We start from the raw sequence: 16,137 nt of genomic DNA on the forward strand, positions 1-16,137 counted from the left end.
CCGAGAGTCCCTCCATGCCTGTCCAACTATCCAGTCCCGTCGCGACCGACCTGCTGCCCATCGCGGGCGTGCGCATCGGAGTCGCTGAAGCCGGTATCCGCAAGGCCAACCGCAAGGACCTGTCGGTTTTTCTGCTGGACGAGGGCAGCGCCGTGGGTGCGGTGTTTACGCGCAACCGCTATGCGGCGGCGCCGGTGCAGGTGTGCCGCGAACATCTGGCCTGTGGGCAGGGTGTGCGAGCCCTGGTGATCAACACCGGCAACGCCAACGCGGGCACCGGCGAGAGTGGCCTGGCCGACGCGCGCCAGACTTGCACCGCGCTGGCGCGATCACTCGGCCTGCACCACGAGCAGGTGCTGCCGTTCTCCACCGGCGTGATCATGGAGCCCCTGCCCATGGACCGCTTGCTCGGTGGCTTGCCCGCGGCGCTGACCAGCGCCGCCACGGCGCAGCACGATTCGGGTGCGCAGTGGCTGGCCGTGGCCCAGGGCATCATGACGACGGACACCGTGCCCAAGGCGGCCAGCGTGTCGTTCGAGCTTGAAGGCCGCACGGTGCGCGCCACCGGCATCGCCAAGGGCGCGGGCATGATCCGCCCCAACATGGCCACCATGCTGGGCTTCCTGGCCACCGATGCGGCCGTGGCGCCCGAGCTGATGAACGAACTGGCTCGCCGGCTCGCCGATGTCTCGTTCAACCGCGTCACGGTCGATGGTGACACGAGCACCAACGATTCCTTCGTTGTCATCGCCACGGGCCAGGCGGAGACGCCGACGGTCAGCGACCTGTCCAGCCCGACGGGGCGCGCGCTGCTGGAGGCGCTCACGCCCCTGGCTCAGCGCCTGGCCCACGCCATCGTGCGCGACGGCGAAGGGGCTACCAAGTTCATCACCATCCGCGTGGAAGGCGGGCGAGACACGGCGGAATGCCTGCGTGCAGCCTATGCCGTGGCGCACTCGCCCCTGGTCAAGACGGCTTTCTTCGCCAGCGATCCCAACTTGGGCCGTATCCTGGCGGCGGTTGGCTACGCCGGCATCGACGACCTGGACGTGGGTGGCATCGACCTGTGGCTGGGCGACGTGCACGTGGTCACGAGAGGCGGTCGCCACCCGAAGTACCGTGAGGAAGATGGCCAGCGCGTCATGAAACCGGCGGAGATCGAGGTGCGCATCGGTCTGGGCCGCGGCTCGGCCAGCGAGACCGTCTGGACCTGCGATTTCAGCCACGAGTACGTCACCATCAACGCCGACTACCGCTCATGAATCCCTCGTTCGAGCGCTTGCTGCAGCGCGCCGAAACCCTGATCGACCGCATCGAAGCCGTTCTTCCGCAGCCACTGTCCGAGCCGGACTGGTCGGCTTCGCACGCCTTTCGGTACCGCAAGCGCAGCAACGGCCACGGCTTGCTGGAACCTGTGCGCCACGTGGCCAGCATCGCGCTGGGTGACCTGAAGGAAGTGGAGCCGCAGAAAGAGCGCATCCAGCGCAACACCGAGCACTTCGTCAAAGGCCTGCCGGCCAACAACGTGCTGCTGACGGGCGCGCGCGGCACGGGCAAGTCCTCGCTGGTCAAGGCCTGCCTCAACGCCTATGCCGATCAGGGCTTGCGCCTCATCGAGGTCGACAAGAGCGATCTGGTCGACCTGCCCGACATCGTCGACGTGGTGGCCAGCCGGCCCGAGAAATTCATCGTCTACTGCGACGATCTGAGCTTCGAGGACGGCGAGCCCGGCTACAAGGCGCTCAAGTCCATCCTCGACGGCTCGGTGTCGGCGTCGAGCGCCAACGTGCTGATTTACGCCACCAGCAACCGCCGCCACCTGCTGCCCGAGTACATGAAGGAGAACCTCACGTACACGCACACGGCGGACGGCGAGGTGCACCCCGGGGAGGTGGTCGAGGAGAAGATCTCCCTGTCCGAGCGCTTCGGTCTGTGGATCAGCTTCTACCCCTTCAGCCAGGACGAGTACCTGGCGATCGTGGCGCAATGGCTGTCGTCCTTCGGCGTCTCGCCGCCGGCCATCGACGCGGCTCGACCGCAGGCCCTGGTGTGGGCGCTGGAGCGCGGCTCGCGCAGCGGGCGCGTGGCCTATCAGTTCGCGCGTGACTACGCTGGCTCGCACGGCGGCGAGGCATGACGGCAGATGTTCTCGTGGTGGACGGTGGACGCGAAGCGGCCGCCGCCAACAGCGCGACGGAAGTGGCGGTAGGCGTTCTCATCGATGGCGAAGGACGTTTCCTGCTCACCTCGCGTCCTCCCGGCAAGGTCTACGCAGGCTACTGGGAATTCCCGGGTGGCAAGCTAGAAGCGGGCGAAACCGTGGAGCAGGCGCTGCGGCGCGAATTGCAGGAGGAAATTGGCCTGACGATCGGCTCGGCCCCTGTCTGGCGGACCCAGTTGGTCGACTACCCACACGGCTTGGTGCGCCTGCACTTCTGCAAGGTGCACGAGTGGTCTGGCGAGTTGCAGATGCACGAGGGGCAAGACAGCCGCTGGGAGCGCTTGCCTGTGCAATGTGAGCCGGTGTTGCCTGGCACCGTGCCCGTGCTGCGCTGGCTGCAAGAAGAGGCCGACGCCGCCTGAGGCAGCATCGCGTTCAGCGCAACTCGGCGTTCCAGTCGTCTTTGGGCGCGTTCTTGTCGGGCAAGGTGTATTGCTCGCTGGCCCAGGCCCCCAGATCACCCTGCTTGCAGCGTTCGCTGCAGAACGGCCGCCAGCGGTTGCCGGGCGCGTAGACGCTGTCGCCGCCGCAAGCGGGGCAGCGCACGATGCGGCTGTCGGTCGCTTGCGTCATCTCCTCAGGCGCACAAGGCGAGTTCGAAGCTGGCGTCCTCACCGGACGGGTGCAGGCGATGATCCTCGCCCAAGCGCATCAGCCGCACCGAGAACATCAGCCGGTTGCCGCTGATCTCGGGGATCAGGCCGGCCGAGGGGTCGATCCGCAACCGCAGCAACTGGAATGTGCGGCCCTGGGGCAGGTTCTGCTGGAAATGCCCGCCGGTGGAGACAACCTTCTGCGGTGCGCCCGTCTCGCGCATCATCTTCAGCAGCAGCACCAATGCCTCGGCCAAGGGTGCCAACGTGCGGGACCAGTCGGTCAGGGCTGCCTGGCGCTGCGCAGTGTTGAGGTGCTGCCAATGGAAATAGGCGGGCAGATCGAATTCGCAGGTGCCACCGGGAATGCCGATGCGGCTGCGGATGGCCATCAGCCAGTCGTTCTCCGTCAGGCTCTGGCCGGGCTTGCCTGGTACATCGGCAATTTGCGAAAAGCAGGCGTCGAGCTGACTGATCACGGTGTCAAGCGCCGCTTCGGAGATTGCCGGGTTGCCCCGAAAACCCGCCAGGGACTGCTTCTGTCGATCGAGGTCCTTGAGCACGTCCGATTTCATGTCGGCGCGCGAGGCCACATCCATGATCTCGAACAATGTCTGGATCGCGTAGTGGTGATCCAGCGGGTGCTCGCGCGGCACCAGCACAGCCAGCCGTTTGAAAAGCTGCTCGAGCCGCAGATAGGTGCGGATGCGTTCGTTGAAGGGGTATTCGTAGAGGATCACGGGCTCGCTGGGTGCGGGGCCCTGATGGCCGCGCGTGGGCGGATCATAGCCCGAAGCTTGTCGATAGCCGGTCAACCAGGCGATGCAAACGGTCGAGTTTGTCCTCGTCGTTGAAGATCACCGCATCGGCCACCGCCAATCGCAGGGTGCGCGAACTCTGGCTGCGCAGCACGCCATCGATGACCGCGTCGTCCCAGCCGTTGCGGGCGCGCACGCGGCGGCGTTGAGTGGCCTCGCTGCAGTCCACCACCACCACGCAGTCCAACTGGACCCGCCAGCGCGGCGATTCGGCGAGCAGGGGAATGTCGAACACGATGCAAGCCTTGTTGCTTTGCGCAACACGCTGCGCGATGTCGCGTGCCACGATGGGGTGAACGATGGCTTCCAGTGTGTGACGGGCGCTGGGGTCTGCGAACACGTGTTCGCGCATGCGGGCGCGGTTCAGCGCGCCGTCGCCGTCGATGAACGCGGGCCCGAAGCTGTTCAGCAAGGCGGGGATGGCCGCGCCGCCGGCCGCCGTGCTGGAGCGGGAGATGGCATCGGCATCGATGAGGTCAGCGCCGAGCGCCTGCAGGCGCGCACCGACCGTGCTTTTGCCGCTGCCGATGCCGCCCGTGAGGCCGATGCGCCTTACCGAGCTCGCCAGCCTCACAGGCCGACGGCGGCCAGGATGGCCGCCGGACCGAATACCATGGCGGTAAGCCCGCCGAGGGCGAGGAAGGGGCCGAAGGGCACGTAGCCCCCTTCGCGCAAGCGGCCCACCAGTTTGATGCCGATGCCGATGACTGCGCCGATCACCGAGGCCATCAGGATGATGGGCACCAAGGCTGGCCAGCCAAACCAGGCGCCGAAGGCCGCGAACAGCTTGAAGTCGCCGTAGCCCATACCCTCCTTGCCAGTGAGCAGCTTGAAGCCCCAGTAGATGAGCCAGAGCGAGAGGTAGCCGCCGACGGCGCCCCACACGGCTTCGGGCAGGCGGGTCGAGGTCAGGCCGAGCGCCGCGGCCACGATACCGGCCCACAGCAGCGGCAGTGTGATGTCGTCCGGCAGTAGCGTGGTGTCCCAGTCGATGCAGGCCAGTGCCACGACGGCCGCGGCAAAACCGCACCAGGCCAGCCCGGTGAACGTGAACCCCCAGCGCCAGCCGACCCAGGCGAAGAGGAGGCCTGTGGCGACCTCGACCGTGGGGTAGCGCAGACCGATGCCGGCGTGGCATTGGCTGCAACGTCCTCGCAAGGCGAGGTAGCTCAGCACCGGGATGTTTTCATACCAATGAATGACGTGCCCGCAATGGGGGCAGGCGGACCGTGGCACGACCAGGTTGTAGCGCGCGGTCGGTGTTTCGGTCTCATTGGCCTTGCCCTGCAGCTCGGCGCATTCGGCGGCCCACTGCCGCTCCATCATCTTGGGCAGGCGGTGGATGACGACGTTCAGGAAACTGCCCACCAGCAGGCCGAGCACGCCCAACAGCGCCACGGCGGGCGCACCGGTCGCCAACTCGCCCATCAAACCACCTGACCGAGCTTGAAGATGGGCAGGTACATCGAGACGACGATGCCGCCGATGACCGTGCCCAGCACCACGATGATGATCGGCTCCATCAGACTGGAGATGCCAGCCACCATGTCGTCCACCTCGGCCTCATAGAAGTCGGCTGCCTTGCCCAGCATGTGATCGATCGATCCCGACTCTTCGCCGATCGCGCACATCTGCAGCACCATGGACGGAAAGATGTTCACGTTGGTCATCGCGGCCGTCAGGCTGGTGCCCGTGGAGACTTCCTGCTGGATCTTTTCGGTGGCGATGGCGTACACCGAGTTGCCCGAGGCGCCCCCCACGGAATCGAGCGCCTCGACCAGCGGAACGCCGGCGCCGAACATTGTGGCCAGCGTGCGAGTCCAGCGCGCGACCACCGACTTCTCGATCAGTTCGCCGAAGATGGGCAGCTTGAGCAACAGGCGGTCCATGAAGCGCTGGACTTTTTCATTGCGCTTCCAGGCCTGCATGAAGAAGTAGAAGCCGCCACCGAGGCCACCGAAGATCAGCCACCAATACTGAACGAAGAACTCGCTCATGCCGATCACGAACAGCGTAGGTGCAGGCAGGTCGGCGCCGAACGAGGTGAACACCTCCTTGAAGGAGGGGATCACGAAGATCATGATGATGGCCACCACCACGAAAGCCACGATGATCACCGCCGTCGGGTACATCAGGGCGGACTTGATCTTCGACTTCAGCGCCTCGGTCTTCTCCATGTAGGTGGCGAGGCGGTCGAGCAGATCTTCCAGGATACCGGCCGCCTCACCCGCCTCGATCAGGTTGCAGTAGAGGCTGTCGAAGTACATCGGGTGCTTGCGGAAGGCCGCACTCAGTGAGGTACCGGTTTCGACGTCGGCGCGGATGTCGTTGAGCAGACGCGTGACGTTTGGGTTGGGGTTGCCGCGACCCACGATGTCGAAGGACTGCAGCAAGGGCACGCCCGCCTTCATCATCGTGGCCAGCTGGCGCGTGAAGATGGCGATGTCCTTCGGCTTGATCCGCTTGCCGGAGGAGGTGCGCCGCTTCTTGATCTTGACAGGGATGATGCCCTGCCGACGCAGCGTGGCGGTGACCTGGTTCTCGCCTTGCGCCCGCGTCTCGCCGCGCACCGCCTTGCCGTTGCGGTCCTTGCCCTCCCATTCGAACACGAAGTCCTTGACGCTCTTGCTTGCGACGGTGGCCATGGAATTCCTCAGGGGGCTGTGGGTGAGCGGGTGATCATTCGTTCGTCACGCTGAGGACTTCCTCAAGGGAGGTGTGCCCCAGTTTGACTTTGAGCAGGCCGGACTCGCGCAGCGAGCGAACGCCTTCCTTGCTGGCTTGCTGGGCGATGTCCAGCGAGGTGCCGCCGCGCAAAATGATGCGTTGGATCTCCTCGGAGATCGGCATCACCTGATAGATGCCGACACGCCCCTTGTAGCCGTTGTTGCAGGCTGAGCAGCCGACCGGCTTGTAGGGCGTCCAGGTGCCATCGAGTTCCTCGGGCTTGTAACCCGCCTCGAGCAGGGCCTTGCGGGGCACGTCCAGCGGCGCCTTGCAATTCGGGCACAGGCGCCGCGCGAGCCGTTGCGCGGTGATGAGGATCACGCTGGAGGCGATGTTGAACGTGGGGATGCCCATGTTCATCATCCGCGTGAGCGTCGTCGGCGCGTCGTTGGTGTGCAGGGTCGACATCACCATGTGGCCGGTCTGCGCGGCCTTGATTGCGATGTCGGCGGTTTCCAGGTCTCGGATCTCACCGACCATGATCACGTCCGGATCCTGGCGCAGGAAGGCCTTGAGCGCGACCGCGAAGGTCAGGCCGGCCTTCTCGTTCATGTTCACCTGGTTGACGCCGGGCAAGTTGATCTCGGACGGGTCTTCGGCCGTCGAGATGTTCACACCCGGCTTGTTCAGGATGTTCAGGCAGGTGTACAGCGACACCGTCTTGCCTGAGCCCGTCGGGCCAGTGACGAGCACCATGCCATAGGGACGCTGGATGGCGTCCATCAGGCGCTCCTTCTCTTCCGGCTCGTAGCCCAGGGCGTCGATGCCCATCTTGGCCTGGCTCGGATCGAGGATACGGATCACGATCTTTTCACCGAACAGCGTGGGCAGGGTGCTGACGCGGAAGTCGATCACGCGGTCCGGGCCCACCTTGAGCTTCATCCGCCCGTCCTGGGGGACCCGCTTCTCGGAGATGTCCATCCGGGATATGACCTTGATCCGCGACGCCAGCTTGTCCTTGATAACGATCGGCGGCGAAGCGATTTCACGCAGTTCGCCGTCGATGCGGAAACGCACGCGGTACTGGTGCTCGTAGGGCTCGAAGTGCAGGTCGGACGCGCGCATGTTGAACGCGTCGATCAGCATCTTGTGCAGGAACTTGACGACCGGCGCATCGTCGACCTCGCTGGCCTTCTCGGCGGCGTCTGCGCTGACGGCTTCGGTGGCCAACTCGTCGAATTCGACATCGCCGACGATGTTTTCCATCGCCTCGGTGACGGACTTGGTCTGCGCCTCGACCAAGCGACTGAGCTTGTCGAATTCGGCGATGACCCAGTCCACGCCCATTTGCGTGGCGAATTTGATCTTTTCAGCGGCCTGCTGATCGGATGGATCGGCCGTGGCGACGATCAAGCGGTTGTTGCGCTTGCTGAGGACGACGATGCGAAAGTCCGCACAGATCTTGGCATCGAGCAAGCCGGCGGGCAGGCGCTGTGCATCAATCGCATCGAGATCGAGCAGCGGCGCGGCGAAGGCCACCGACATGGTGTGGGCCAGATCGCTCGGAGACACGGCACCTGAGCCCGTCAACTCGGCGATGAAACTGGTTCGACTGCTTTGTGCCTTGCGGTACAGATCCTCGGCCGCCCGTTGATTGAGCTTGCCGGCCGACACGAGCGCACGCCCCAGCCCCGGAAGGGCCATGGACGGGCTATCCTGGTTCACCGTATCAACTGACGCCATATCTGCGTAATCTAACGGAAATCAATAACTTGGACGCCACAATTGACGCCAGTTATCCGGAAATCAGGGGCTCACGTCGATTGGCGTTGTATCCGCGACGCGCGGGGCATCGTGTGGGTGCCGCAGCGGCTGATCGCTGATGTGACCAGTTGATGGTCGGGGTGAGAGGATTCGAACCTCCGGCCTCTACGTCCCGAACGTAGCGCTCTACCAGGCTAAGCTACACCCCGTGTGGACCCGCTGGATCCCTTGGCTGATGACGGCGCCACGACCGTGAACTTCAGGAGCGACGCTCCAGCAGTGCAGCCGCCAATTGTAGCAAAGCCTCTCGATGTGAATTGGCCGGCAGGGTCGCTGCGGCGTCGAGGGCGCGGCGCGCTTCAGCCTGCGCCGCGGCGCGCGCTGTGTCCAGGGCGCCGGTGCTCAGAATGACGCGCTGGATGTCTGGCAGGTTCTCTATCCGGCCGTGTTCGATGGCGTCGCGAATCAGCGCACGCTGGGTGGCGTCGCCCGCGCGCAGGGCGCAGATGATGGGCAGCGTGACTTTGCCCTCTCGCAAGTCGTCGCCCAGGTTCTTGCCCAGTTCGTCGGCGCTGCCTTCGTAGTCGAGCACGTCGTCAATGACCTGGAAGGCGGTGCCCAGGGCTTGCCCGTACGTGGCGCAAGCTTGCTCGATGGCCGGGTCGGCCTGCGCCAGTATGGGTGCCAGCCGTGCGCTGGCCTCGAACAGCTTGGCCGTTTTGGAGCGAATCACCCGCAGGTAGGACGCCTCGTCGATCGAGGCGTCGCGCATGTTCATGAGCTGCAGCACCTCTCCCTCTGCAATCACGTTCGTGGCGTCCGAAAGGACCTCCATCACCCGCATGTGATTGACGTCCACCATCATCTGGAAGGCGCGCGAGTACAGGAAATCGCCTACCAGCACACTGGCGGCGTTGCCGAACGTCTGATTGGCCGTGGGCCGGCCGCGGCGCAGGGTCGATTCATCGACCACGTCATCGTGCAGCAGTGTGGCCGTGTGAATGAACTCCACCACGGCGGCCAGTGTGTGCCGGTGCGGGTGGTCGCACGACAGGGCGCCGCTGACCAGTAGCAGCAGGGACGGGCGCAGGCGTTTGCCGCCCGCCGAGATGATGTACTGGGCCACTTCGCGCACGAGGGGCACGTCGGTGGTCAGCCGTTCATGGATCACCCGGTCAACCGCGGCCATGTCGGCGCGGATCAGTTCGAGCGGGTTGTTCGTCGGCAAGGCGAGGGACAAGTGAGGGCCGTGGTCAGAGGCGGAAGGGCGCTGGATTATAGGAAGGCCGCCTCGGGGCATACCCGCACGCGGGGCTGCACGAGGTGCAGCTGAGGGGCAATTTGCCTGGGATGGCCCCGATGGCTATAATCCTCGGTTCGGCGGAAATCCGTCTGCCGATAGCCTTTGTAGGTTTGCCGGCTGTCAGGGCCAGGCGCTGCAAGGCCAACTTCAAGAGGTTCCTATGTACGCGGTCATAAAAACCGGTGGCAAGCAATATCGCGTGGCTGCCGGCGAAAAAATTAAAGTAGAACAGATTGCTGCGGATGTGGGCCAAGAGATCGTGTTCGATCAGGTTTTGGCTGTCGGTAACGGCACCGAGCTGAAAGTGGGCACTCCCTTGGTCTCCGGCGCATCGGTCACGGTCAAGGTAGTGGCGCACGGTCGTCACGACAAAGTGCGCATCTTCAAGATGCGCCGTCGCAAGCACTATCAGAAGCGCCAGGGTCACCGGCAGAATTTCACCGAGATCGAAATCGCTTCGATTTCGGGCTAAGGAGCAGCAAGATGGCACAGAAAAAAGGCGGCGGCTCTACCCGCAACGGGCGCGATTCCAAGCCCAAGATGCTCGGCGTGAAGGCGTTCGGCGGCGAACTGGTTTCGGCCGGCTCGATCATCGTGCGTCAGCGCGGCACCAAATTCCATCCCGGCACCAACGTGGGCGTCGGCAAGGACCACACCCTGTTCGCCACCGCAGACGGCCATGTGCAGTTCGCGGTCAAGGGTGCCTTGGGTCGTCACGTGGTCAGCGTCACTCCGGCCTGATCCCGCACGATCCTCGCGCAAGAGGCCCGCGGACGCGGGCCTTTTTGTTGCCCTCAGCTAGCATTGGCACCGCATGAAATTCGTTGACGAAGCCACCATCGACGTCGCCGCCGGCGATGGCGGGAACGGGTGCGCCTCGTTCCGGCACGAGAAGTACAAGGAGTTCGGTGGCCCGGATGGCGGGGACGGCGGACGGGGTGGCCATGTGATCATGCTGGCCGATGCGAGCCTGAACACCCTGGTCGACTTCCGCTACACCCGGCGCTTCGAGGCGCAGCGCGGCGAGCACGGCAAGGGCTCCGACATGTTCGGGGTCAAGGGCGAGGACGTAGTGCTGAAGGTGCCGGTCGGCACCATCGTGAGCGACGCCGAGTCGGGCCAGGTGGTGTGCGAGCTGCTTCAGCCCGGCGAGCGGGTGATGGTGGCCAAGGGCGGCGACGGCGGCTTTGGCAACATGCACTACAAGAGCTCCACCAACCGCGCGCCGCGGCAGAAGACGCCCGGTTGGCCCGGTGAGCGCAAGACGCTCAAGTTGGAACTCAAGGTGCTGGCCGATGTGGGCTTGCTGGGCATGCCCAACGCTGGCAAGTCCACCCTCATTGCGGCCGTCTCGAATGCCCGGCCGAAGATCGCAGACTACCCCTTCACCACGCTGCACCCCAACCTGGGTGTGGTGCGCGTGGGTCCCGAGAAGAGCTTCGTGGTGGCGGACGTGCCCGGCCTGATCGAAGGCGCGTCGGAGGGTGCCGGCCTCGGGCACCAGTTCCTGCGCCATTTGCAGCGCACGCGCCTGTTGCTGCATCTGGTCGATGCCGCACCTTTCGACGAAACCGTGGATCCAGTTGCGCAAGCGAAGGCGATCGTGGCCGAGCTCAAGAAATTCGACCCGGCGCTGCACGCCAAGCCTCGCTGGCTGGTGCTCAACAAGGTGGACATGCTGCCCGTCGAGGTACGCGAAGCGCGCGTGCGCGACATCGTACGTCGCCTGCGGTACAGGGGCCCGGTGTTCGAGGTTTCGGCGCTGACGCGCGAGGGCTGCGAGCGGCTGGTGCAGAAGGCGTATGAACACATCGAGGCACTGCGCCGTCAGGAGCAGGAGCCTGAAGAGGTCGACCCCCGCTTCGTGGCGGGCGACAACGATTGATCCGATTCCATTGACACCATGAGCCAGGTCCTCGACAGCACGGCCAGCGAAGCGGCCGACCTCGTGCGCCAAGCGCGCCGCATCGTTGTCAAGGTCGGCTCCAGTCTGGTGACCAATGAGGGCCGAGGCCTCGACGAGGAAGCCATCCGGCACTGGAGCCAGCAACTGGCGGCGCTGGTTCAACAGGGACGCGAGCTCATCATGGTGAGCAGTGGCGCCATCGCCGAGGGCATGAAGCGCCTGGGTTGGAGCAAACGGCCGCACGAGGTGAACGAGTTGCAGGCCGCCGCTGCTGTCGGGCAGATGGGCTTGGTGCAGATGTACGAGACCCAATTGCGCGCCTGTGGCGTGGGCAGCGCCCAGGTCTTGCTGACCCACGCGGACTTGGCCGATCGCGAGCGCTACCTCAACGCCCGCTCGACCCTGCGCACCTTGCTGCAGCTGGGTGTCGTGCCCGTGATCAACGAGAATGACACGGTGGTCAACGACGAGATCAAGTTCGGTGACAACGACACGCTGGGCGCGCTTGTGGCCAACCTGGTCGAGGCCGACGTGCTGATCATCCTGACCGACCAAAAAGGCCTCTACACGGCCGACCCCCGGCGCGACCCCGCCGCGCGCTTCGTGCACGCGGCGCGCGCGGGCGATCCTGCGCTGGAGGCGATGGCGGGTGGGGCGGGCAGCGGCATCGGCAAGGGCGGCATGATCACCAAAATCCTGGCGGCCAAGCGCGCGGCGGCGTCCGGTGCATCGACGGTGATCGCCTGGGGGCGCGAGCCGGACGTGCTGCTGCGCCTGTGTGCGGGGGAGGCCATCGGCACGGCGCTCGTGGCGCAGACGGCCAAGCACCAGGCGCGCAAGCGCTGGATCTCCGATCACCTGCAGATGCGAGGGGCGGTGGTGGTGGACGACGGCGCGGCAGCCAAGATCGCCAGCGAAGGCAAGAGCCTGCTGCCGATCGGCATGACCGCCGTCGAGGGTGATTTCTCGCGTGGCGACGTGATCGCGGTGCGCGACGCGCGCGGCCAGGAGGTGGCGCGCGGCTTGGCGAACTACGCCAGTTCCGAGGCGCGGCTGCTGTGCCGCAAATCCTCGGCCGATTTCGAGCGCCTGCTGGGCTACACCGCCGAGCCCGAGATGATCCACCGCGACAATCTGGTGCTCAGCCGCGGCTGAGACGCGTCAGCGCAGGCGGTACGTGAAGCCGTTTCGCAGGGTGTCGAGGATCTGGCGCGGCGATCCGTTCGGGGCGCGCCCGTCGCACAGGCCGGTTTGCGCAAGCTTTAGCGCGCGGCGGGTGCTGCCCCGCGTGTCCATGGCCTGCCATTCATCGGTGGAACTGGTGCGCCATTTCGCGCTGTCCGGGTCCCAGCGGCCATAGACCTTGACTTCGGCCGCATTGCAGCGCACGCCTTCGTACAGCACGTTGACAGCCCCGCTGCGGCTGCGCGCGACAAAGACGTAGCGCACCACGCCGTCGGTGCCGACGCTCAGCGTGTCCGGGTCGATGCCGTACTCGAAGGACGAGCGGTCCTCGATGTTCACGGTGACCAGCTTGTCGGTGCTGAAGTGCTGGGGCAGGGCCACCTCGGCTTCTTTCCAAGGCTCGGGTTCCTGGTATTGGGCCCACGTGGTGCCGTGCGCGGTGACGAGCGCGGCGGCGCAAACCGCCGCGCGAAGGAACCTGCTGTTCATTTGGAAGCGATGCCCTGAGGGCTGGTGAGCGGTTGCGGGCCCGGGTCGAAACTGGCCCCGGGCGGCAACTCCAGGCCGGGTGGCGGCGAGGGCACGGTATCGGGGCCATGATCGGTTTCGGCCTGACGAGGGCCGCGACTCTGGTGGTTGCGCAGATAGCGATTGCGGTGGCCTTCATGACGTGGCACATAGCGCGCCAACTCGGTCAACGCCATCTCATAGACGCCGCGCTTGAACTCGACGACCACGTCCAGTGGCACCCAGTAGTCGTTCCAGCGCCAGGCGTCGAATTCGGGGTGGTTGGTGGCGCGCAGGTTCAGGTGCCAGTCCTGTGCCACCAGTCGCAGCAGATACCAGATCTGCTTTTGTCCCTTGTAATGTCCACGCGCATCGCGCCGGATGAAGCGGTCAGGCACTTCATAGCGCAACCAATCCTTCGTGCGGGCCACGATGGCCACGTGCTCGGGGCGCAGACCCACTTCCTCGTGCAGTTCCCGGTACATCGCCTGCTCGGGCGTTTCGCCGCGGTCGATACCGCCTTGCGGGAACTGCCAGGAGTGGGAGCGGATGCGCTTGCCCCAGAACACCTGGTTTTTCTGGTTGAGCAGAATGATGCCGACAGTGGGCCTGAAGCCCTCTCTGTCAAGCATAATCAACCTCGATTTTTGAACTGCGACCATTATGCATCGCACCCCGCGCCCAGCGAAGTGATCGCACACCGCACGGCCCCGCGTCCCGCCTAGGGATATACCCGCAAGCGGCGCCGGAGTCACCCCTCCAGAACCCCTTTCGCGCACCCCCGGTGCAGGCCCCTTCATGAAAGCCAGCCAGTTCCTGATCACCACGCTCAAGGAAGCGCCCGCCGATGCCGAGGTGGTGAGCCATCGCCTCATGACACGCGCCGGCATGATCCGCAAGCTGGGGGCTGGCATCTACAACTACATGCCCATGGGGCTGCGCGTCATCCGCAAGGTCGAGCGGATCGTGCGCGAGGAGATGAACCGCGCCGGGGCGGTCGAGCTCACCATGCCCGTGGTGCAGCCGGCCGAGTACTGGCAGGAAAGTGGCCGCTTCGAGAAGATGGGCCCTGAGCTGTTGCGCATCAAGGATCGGCACGATCGCGACTTCATCGTTCAGCCCACCAGTGAGGAGGTGGTGACCGACATCGCACGCCAGGAATTGCGCAGCTACAAGCAGTTGCCCAAGAACCTCTACCAGATACAGACCAAGTTCCGCGACGAGCGCCGGCCGCGCTTCGGTCTGATGCGTGGGCGCGAATTCATCATGAAGGACGCCTACAGCTTCGACCGCGATGAGGCGAGCGCCAAGGGCAGCTATCAGGTGATGGCACAGGCCTATCGTCGCATCTTCGACCGCTTCGGCCTCAAGTACCGCGCAGTCGCGGCCGACAGCGGCGCCATCGGCGGTGACCTGAGCGAGGAGTTCCAGGTGATCGCTGCCACGGGGGAGGACGCCATCGTCTATTGCCCCACAAGCGACTACGCCGCCAACATGGAAAAGGCCGAGGCAATGGCGCCCCAGGGCCCTCGCCCCGCGCCGGCCAATCCGCTCACGCGCACACCTACGCCCGGCAAGGCCACCTGCGCCGACGTCGCGCAACTGCTGGGGGTGCCGCTGGCCACCACGGTCAAGTCACTGGTGTTGGCCACCGATGAACTTGATGAAGCGGGCCTCGTGAAGTCGTCCAAGGTCTGGTTGCTGCTGCTGCGCGGCGACCACGACATGAACGAGGTGAAGGTGGGCAAGGTGCCCGGCCTCGACGAAGGCTGGCGTTTTGCCACCCCAGCCGAGATCGAATCGCACTTCGGTTGCCGGCCCGGCTACCTGGGCCCCATCGGGCTCAAGCAGGCAGTGGAACTGGTGGTGGACCGCGAAGTCGCCGTCATGGCCGACTGGATCTGCGGTGGCAACGAGGTCGACGTGCACCTCACCGGCGTCAACTGGGTCCGCGATCTGCCCGAACCCACGCGCGTGGCGGACATCCGCAACATCGTCGAAGGCGACGCCTCGCCCGACGGCAAGGGCGTGCTGGCCATCGAGCGTGGCATCGAGATCGGCCACGTGTTCTACCTGGGCACCAAGTACAGCCGCTCCATGAATGCCAGCTTTCTCGACGAGGACGGCAAGCCCAAGCCTTTCGAGATGGGCTGCTACGGCATCGGCATCACGCGTCTGCCGGCAGCGGCCATCGAGCAGAACCACGACGAACGCGGCATCGTCTGGCCAGATGCGATCGCGCCGTTCACCGTGGTGGTGTGCCCGATCGGCATGGACCGCAGTCCGGAAGTCAAGGCAGCCGCCGAGAATCTCTACTCCGAGCTGCTGGAGCAAGGCGTGGATGTGATGTTGGACGACCGTGGAGAACGACCCGGGGCGATGTTCGCCGACTGGGAGCTCATCGGCGTGCCCCATCGCATCACCTTGGGCGACCGCGGCGTGAAGGCCGGTCAGGCCGAGTACCAGCACCGGCGCGACAGTGCGGCCACGGCCGTGCCGCTGGCGGAAGTGGCGGCCTACGTGAAGGCCCGCCTCACGGCATGAACGAGGGTGGCCTCACCCGACGCCAGGGGTTGGCTGCCATGGCCGCTCTGGCGGGGAACGTCTGGTTGCCGCCAGCGCGTGCAGGCCAGCTCGAGGAGCCCCTGGCCGATTCTGTGCGCACCGCCTTGAGCGCGGCCATCGCCAACGGATCACCCCCGGTTCCCGAGTTCCACGACACCGAGCGCCGCCTGGCGTACCTGCGCTGGCTGGGCGCCAACAGCGAACGCTTGCGTCGGCGCAAGCCCGATTTCCAGACCCGCATCGAATTCCTGCAGACCGTGTGGTACGAGACGCGCCGCGCGGGCCTGGACACCACCATGGTGCTGGGCCTCATTCAGGTGGAGAGCGGGTTCCGCAAGTTCGCCATCTCCAGCGTGGGCGCGCGCGGCTACATGCAGATCATGCCGTTCTGGTCCCGCCTCATCGGCGACGGCGACGTGGGTGGGCTGTTCCACATGCAGACCAACCTGCGCTTCGGCTGTGTGATCCTGAGGCACTACCTTGACCGCGAACGCGGCAATGCCTTCATGGCCCTCGGTCGCTACAACGGCAGCCGAGGCAAGGACGTGTATCCCAATGCCGTGCAGGCCGCGGCGCGTCAGTGGGCGCACCCCGACGCCTGAACGATC

At 65.4% G+C, this 16,137-nt stretch carries 18 protein-coding genes and 1 tRNA gene; 9 read left to right on the plus strand and 10 right to left on the minus strand.

The features are described 5' to 3' along the window. The first annotated feature begins 14 nt into the window (after positions 1 to 14). Genes argJ through BN948_RS02120 form a run of 3 tightly spaced genes read left to right on the plus strand, consistent with a single transcriptional unit; the run spans position 15 to position 2,583 of the window. Complete coding sequence (argJ, locus tag BN948_RS02110; protein ID WP_009516498.1) at positions 15 to 1,262, plus strand: bifunctional glutamate N-acetyltransferase/amino-acid acetyltransferase ArgJ; 1,248 nt, start codon at positions 15 to 17, stop codon at positions 1,260 to 1,262. Continuing rightward, entirely contained in the window at positions 1,259 to 2,137 is an 879-nt protein-coding gene (locus BN948_RS02115; RefSeq protein ID WP_009516499.1) for an ATP-binding protein, read from the plus strand. Before argJ ends, BN948_RS02115 begins: the two co-directional genes overlap by 4 nt. Next, positions 2,134 to 2,583, plus strand: a complete 450-nt coding sequence (locus BN948_RS02120) for an NUDIX domain-containing protein (RefSeq protein WP_009516500.1) — start codon at positions 2,134 to 2,136, stop codon at positions 2,581 to 2,583. The genes BN948_RS02115 and BN948_RS02120 overlap by 4 nt, the downstream gene beginning before the upstream one ends. Before the next feature lie 13 nt (positions 2,584 to 2,596). Here BN948_RS02120 and BN948_RS02125 read toward each other — a convergent pair whose 3' ends face one another. The 8 genes from BN948_RS02125 to BN948_RS02160 form a co-directional block, all read right to left on the minus strand. Then, a complete protein-coding gene (locus BN948_RS02125) occupies positions 2,597 to 2,794 on the minus strand; it encodes a DNA gyrase inhibitor YacG (RefSeq protein WP_009516501.1) in 198 nt (65 codons plus the stop codon). Positions 2,795 to 2,798: 4 nt separating this feature from the next. Continuing rightward, positions 2,799 to 3,554: a cell division protein ZapD gene (gene zapD / locus BN948_RS02130; protein ID WP_009516502.1), complete on the minus strand. Its 756-nt coding sequence runs from the start codon at positions 3,552 to 3,554 to the stop codon at positions 2,799 to 2,801. Positions 3,555 to 3,597: 43 nt separating this feature from the next. Beyond that, positions 3,598 to 4,206: a dephospho-CoA kinase gene (gene coaE / locus BN948_RS26505; protein ID WP_009516503.1), complete on the minus strand. Its 609-nt coding sequence runs from the start codon at positions 4,204 to 4,206 to the stop codon at positions 3,598 to 3,600. Beyond that, a complete protein-coding gene (locus BN948_RS02140; protein ID WP_009516504.1) occupies positions 4,203 to 5,060 on the minus strand; it encodes a prepilin peptidase in 858 nt (285 codons plus the stop codon). Before BN948_RS02140 ends, coaE begins: the two co-directional genes overlap by 4 nt. After that, the gene (locus tag BN948_RS02145) at positions 5,060 to 6,277 is read right to left on the minus strand and encodes a type II secretion system F family protein (RefSeq protein WP_009516505.1); all 1,218 of its coding nucleotides are present in this window, start codon (positions 6,275 to 6,277) and stop codon (positions 5,060 to 5,062) included. The genes BN948_RS02140 and BN948_RS02145 overlap by 1 nt, the downstream gene beginning before the upstream one ends. A 34-nt stretch (positions 6,278 to 6,311) precedes the next feature. Next, positions 6,312 to 8,042, minus strand: coding sequence for a type IV-A pilus assembly ATPase PilB (pilB, locus tag BN948_RS02150; protein WP_035620178.1), 1,731 nt, complete (start codon positions 8,040 to 8,042; stop codon positions 6,312 to 6,314). Between the two features lie 153 nt (positions 8,043 to 8,195). Continuing rightward, positions 8,196 to 8,272 (minus strand) — tRNA-Pro (locus tag BN948_RS02155). Positions 8,273 to 8,322: 50 nt separating this feature from the next. Beyond that, a complete protein-coding gene (locus BN948_RS02160; protein WP_009516507.1) occupies positions 8,323 to 9,363 on the minus strand; it encodes a polyprenyl synthetase family protein in 1,041 nt (346 codons plus the stop codon). A gap of 163 nt (positions 9,364 to 9,526) precedes the next feature. Here BN948_RS02160 and rplU point away from each other — a divergent pair, with 163 nt between their 5' ends. The 4 genes from rplU to proB all read left to right on the plus strand — a co-directional run bounded on the left by rplU (position 9,527) and on the right by proB (position 12,427). Beyond that, the gene (rplU, locus tag BN948_RS02165; protein WP_009516508.1) at positions 9,527 to 9,838 is read left to right on the plus strand and encodes a 50S ribosomal protein L21; all 312 of its coding nucleotides are present in this window, start codon (positions 9,527 to 9,529) and stop codon (positions 9,836 to 9,838) included. An 11-nt stretch (positions 9,839 to 9,849) separates the two neighbouring features. Further along, positions 9,850 to 10,107, plus strand: coding sequence for a 50S ribosomal protein L27 (gene rpmA / locus BN948_RS02170; RefSeq protein ID WP_009516509.1), 258 nt, complete (start codon positions 9,850 to 9,852; stop codon positions 10,105 to 10,107). 73 nt (positions 10,108 to 10,180) lie between these two features. Then, positions 10,181 to 11,251, plus strand: coding sequence for an Obg family GTPase CgtA (cgtA, locus tag BN948_RS02175; RefSeq protein ID WP_009516510.1), 1,071 nt, complete (start codon positions 10,181 to 10,183; stop codon positions 11,249 to 11,251). Between the two features lie 18 nt (positions 11,252 to 11,269). Then, entirely contained in the window at positions 11,270 to 12,427 is a 1,158-nt protein-coding gene (gene proB, locus BN948_RS02180) for a glutamate 5-kinase (protein WP_009516511.1), read from the plus strand. 6 nt (positions 12,428 to 12,433) lie between these two features. Here proB and BN948_RS02185 read toward each other — a convergent pair whose 3' ends face one another. Further along, positions 12,434 to 12,946: a CNP1-like family protein gene (locus BN948_RS02185; RefSeq protein ID WP_009516512.1), complete on the minus strand. Its 513-nt coding sequence runs from the start codon at positions 12,944 to 12,946 to the stop codon at positions 12,434 to 12,436. Beyond that, positions 12,943 to 13,596 (minus strand): RNA pyrophosphohydrolase, encoded by a 654-nt coding sequence (locus BN948_RS02190; protein ID WP_009516513.1) that lies wholly within the window; start codon positions 13,594 to 13,596, stop codon positions 12,943 to 12,945. The genes BN948_RS02185 and BN948_RS02190 overlap by 4 nt, the downstream gene beginning before the upstream one ends. A 166-nt stretch (positions 13,597 to 13,762) precedes the next feature. Here BN948_RS02190 and BN948_RS02195 point away from each other — a divergent pair, with 166 nt between their 5' ends. Continuing rightward, on the plus strand, positions 13,763 to 15,508 hold the full coding sequence (locus BN948_RS02195) for a proline--tRNA ligase (RefSeq protein WP_009516514.1): 1,746 nt from the start codon (positions 13,763 to 13,765) through the stop codon (positions 15,506 to 15,508). Further along, positions 15,505 to 16,131 (plus strand): lytic transglycosylase domain-containing protein, encoded by a 627-nt coding sequence (locus tag BN948_RS02200; RefSeq protein WP_009516515.1) that lies wholly within the window; start codon positions 15,505 to 15,507, stop codon positions 16,129 to 16,131. Before BN948_RS02195 ends, BN948_RS02200 begins: the two co-directional genes overlap by 4 nt. Positions 16,132 to 16,137: the final 6 nt, after the last annotated feature.

The organism is Hydrogenophaga intermedia (genome assembly GCF_000723405.1).
In the GTDB taxonomy this organism is placed as follows: domain Bacteria; phylum Pseudomonadota; class Gammaproteobacteria; order Burkholderiales; family Burkholderiaceae_C; genus Hydrogenophaga; species Hydrogenophaga intermedia.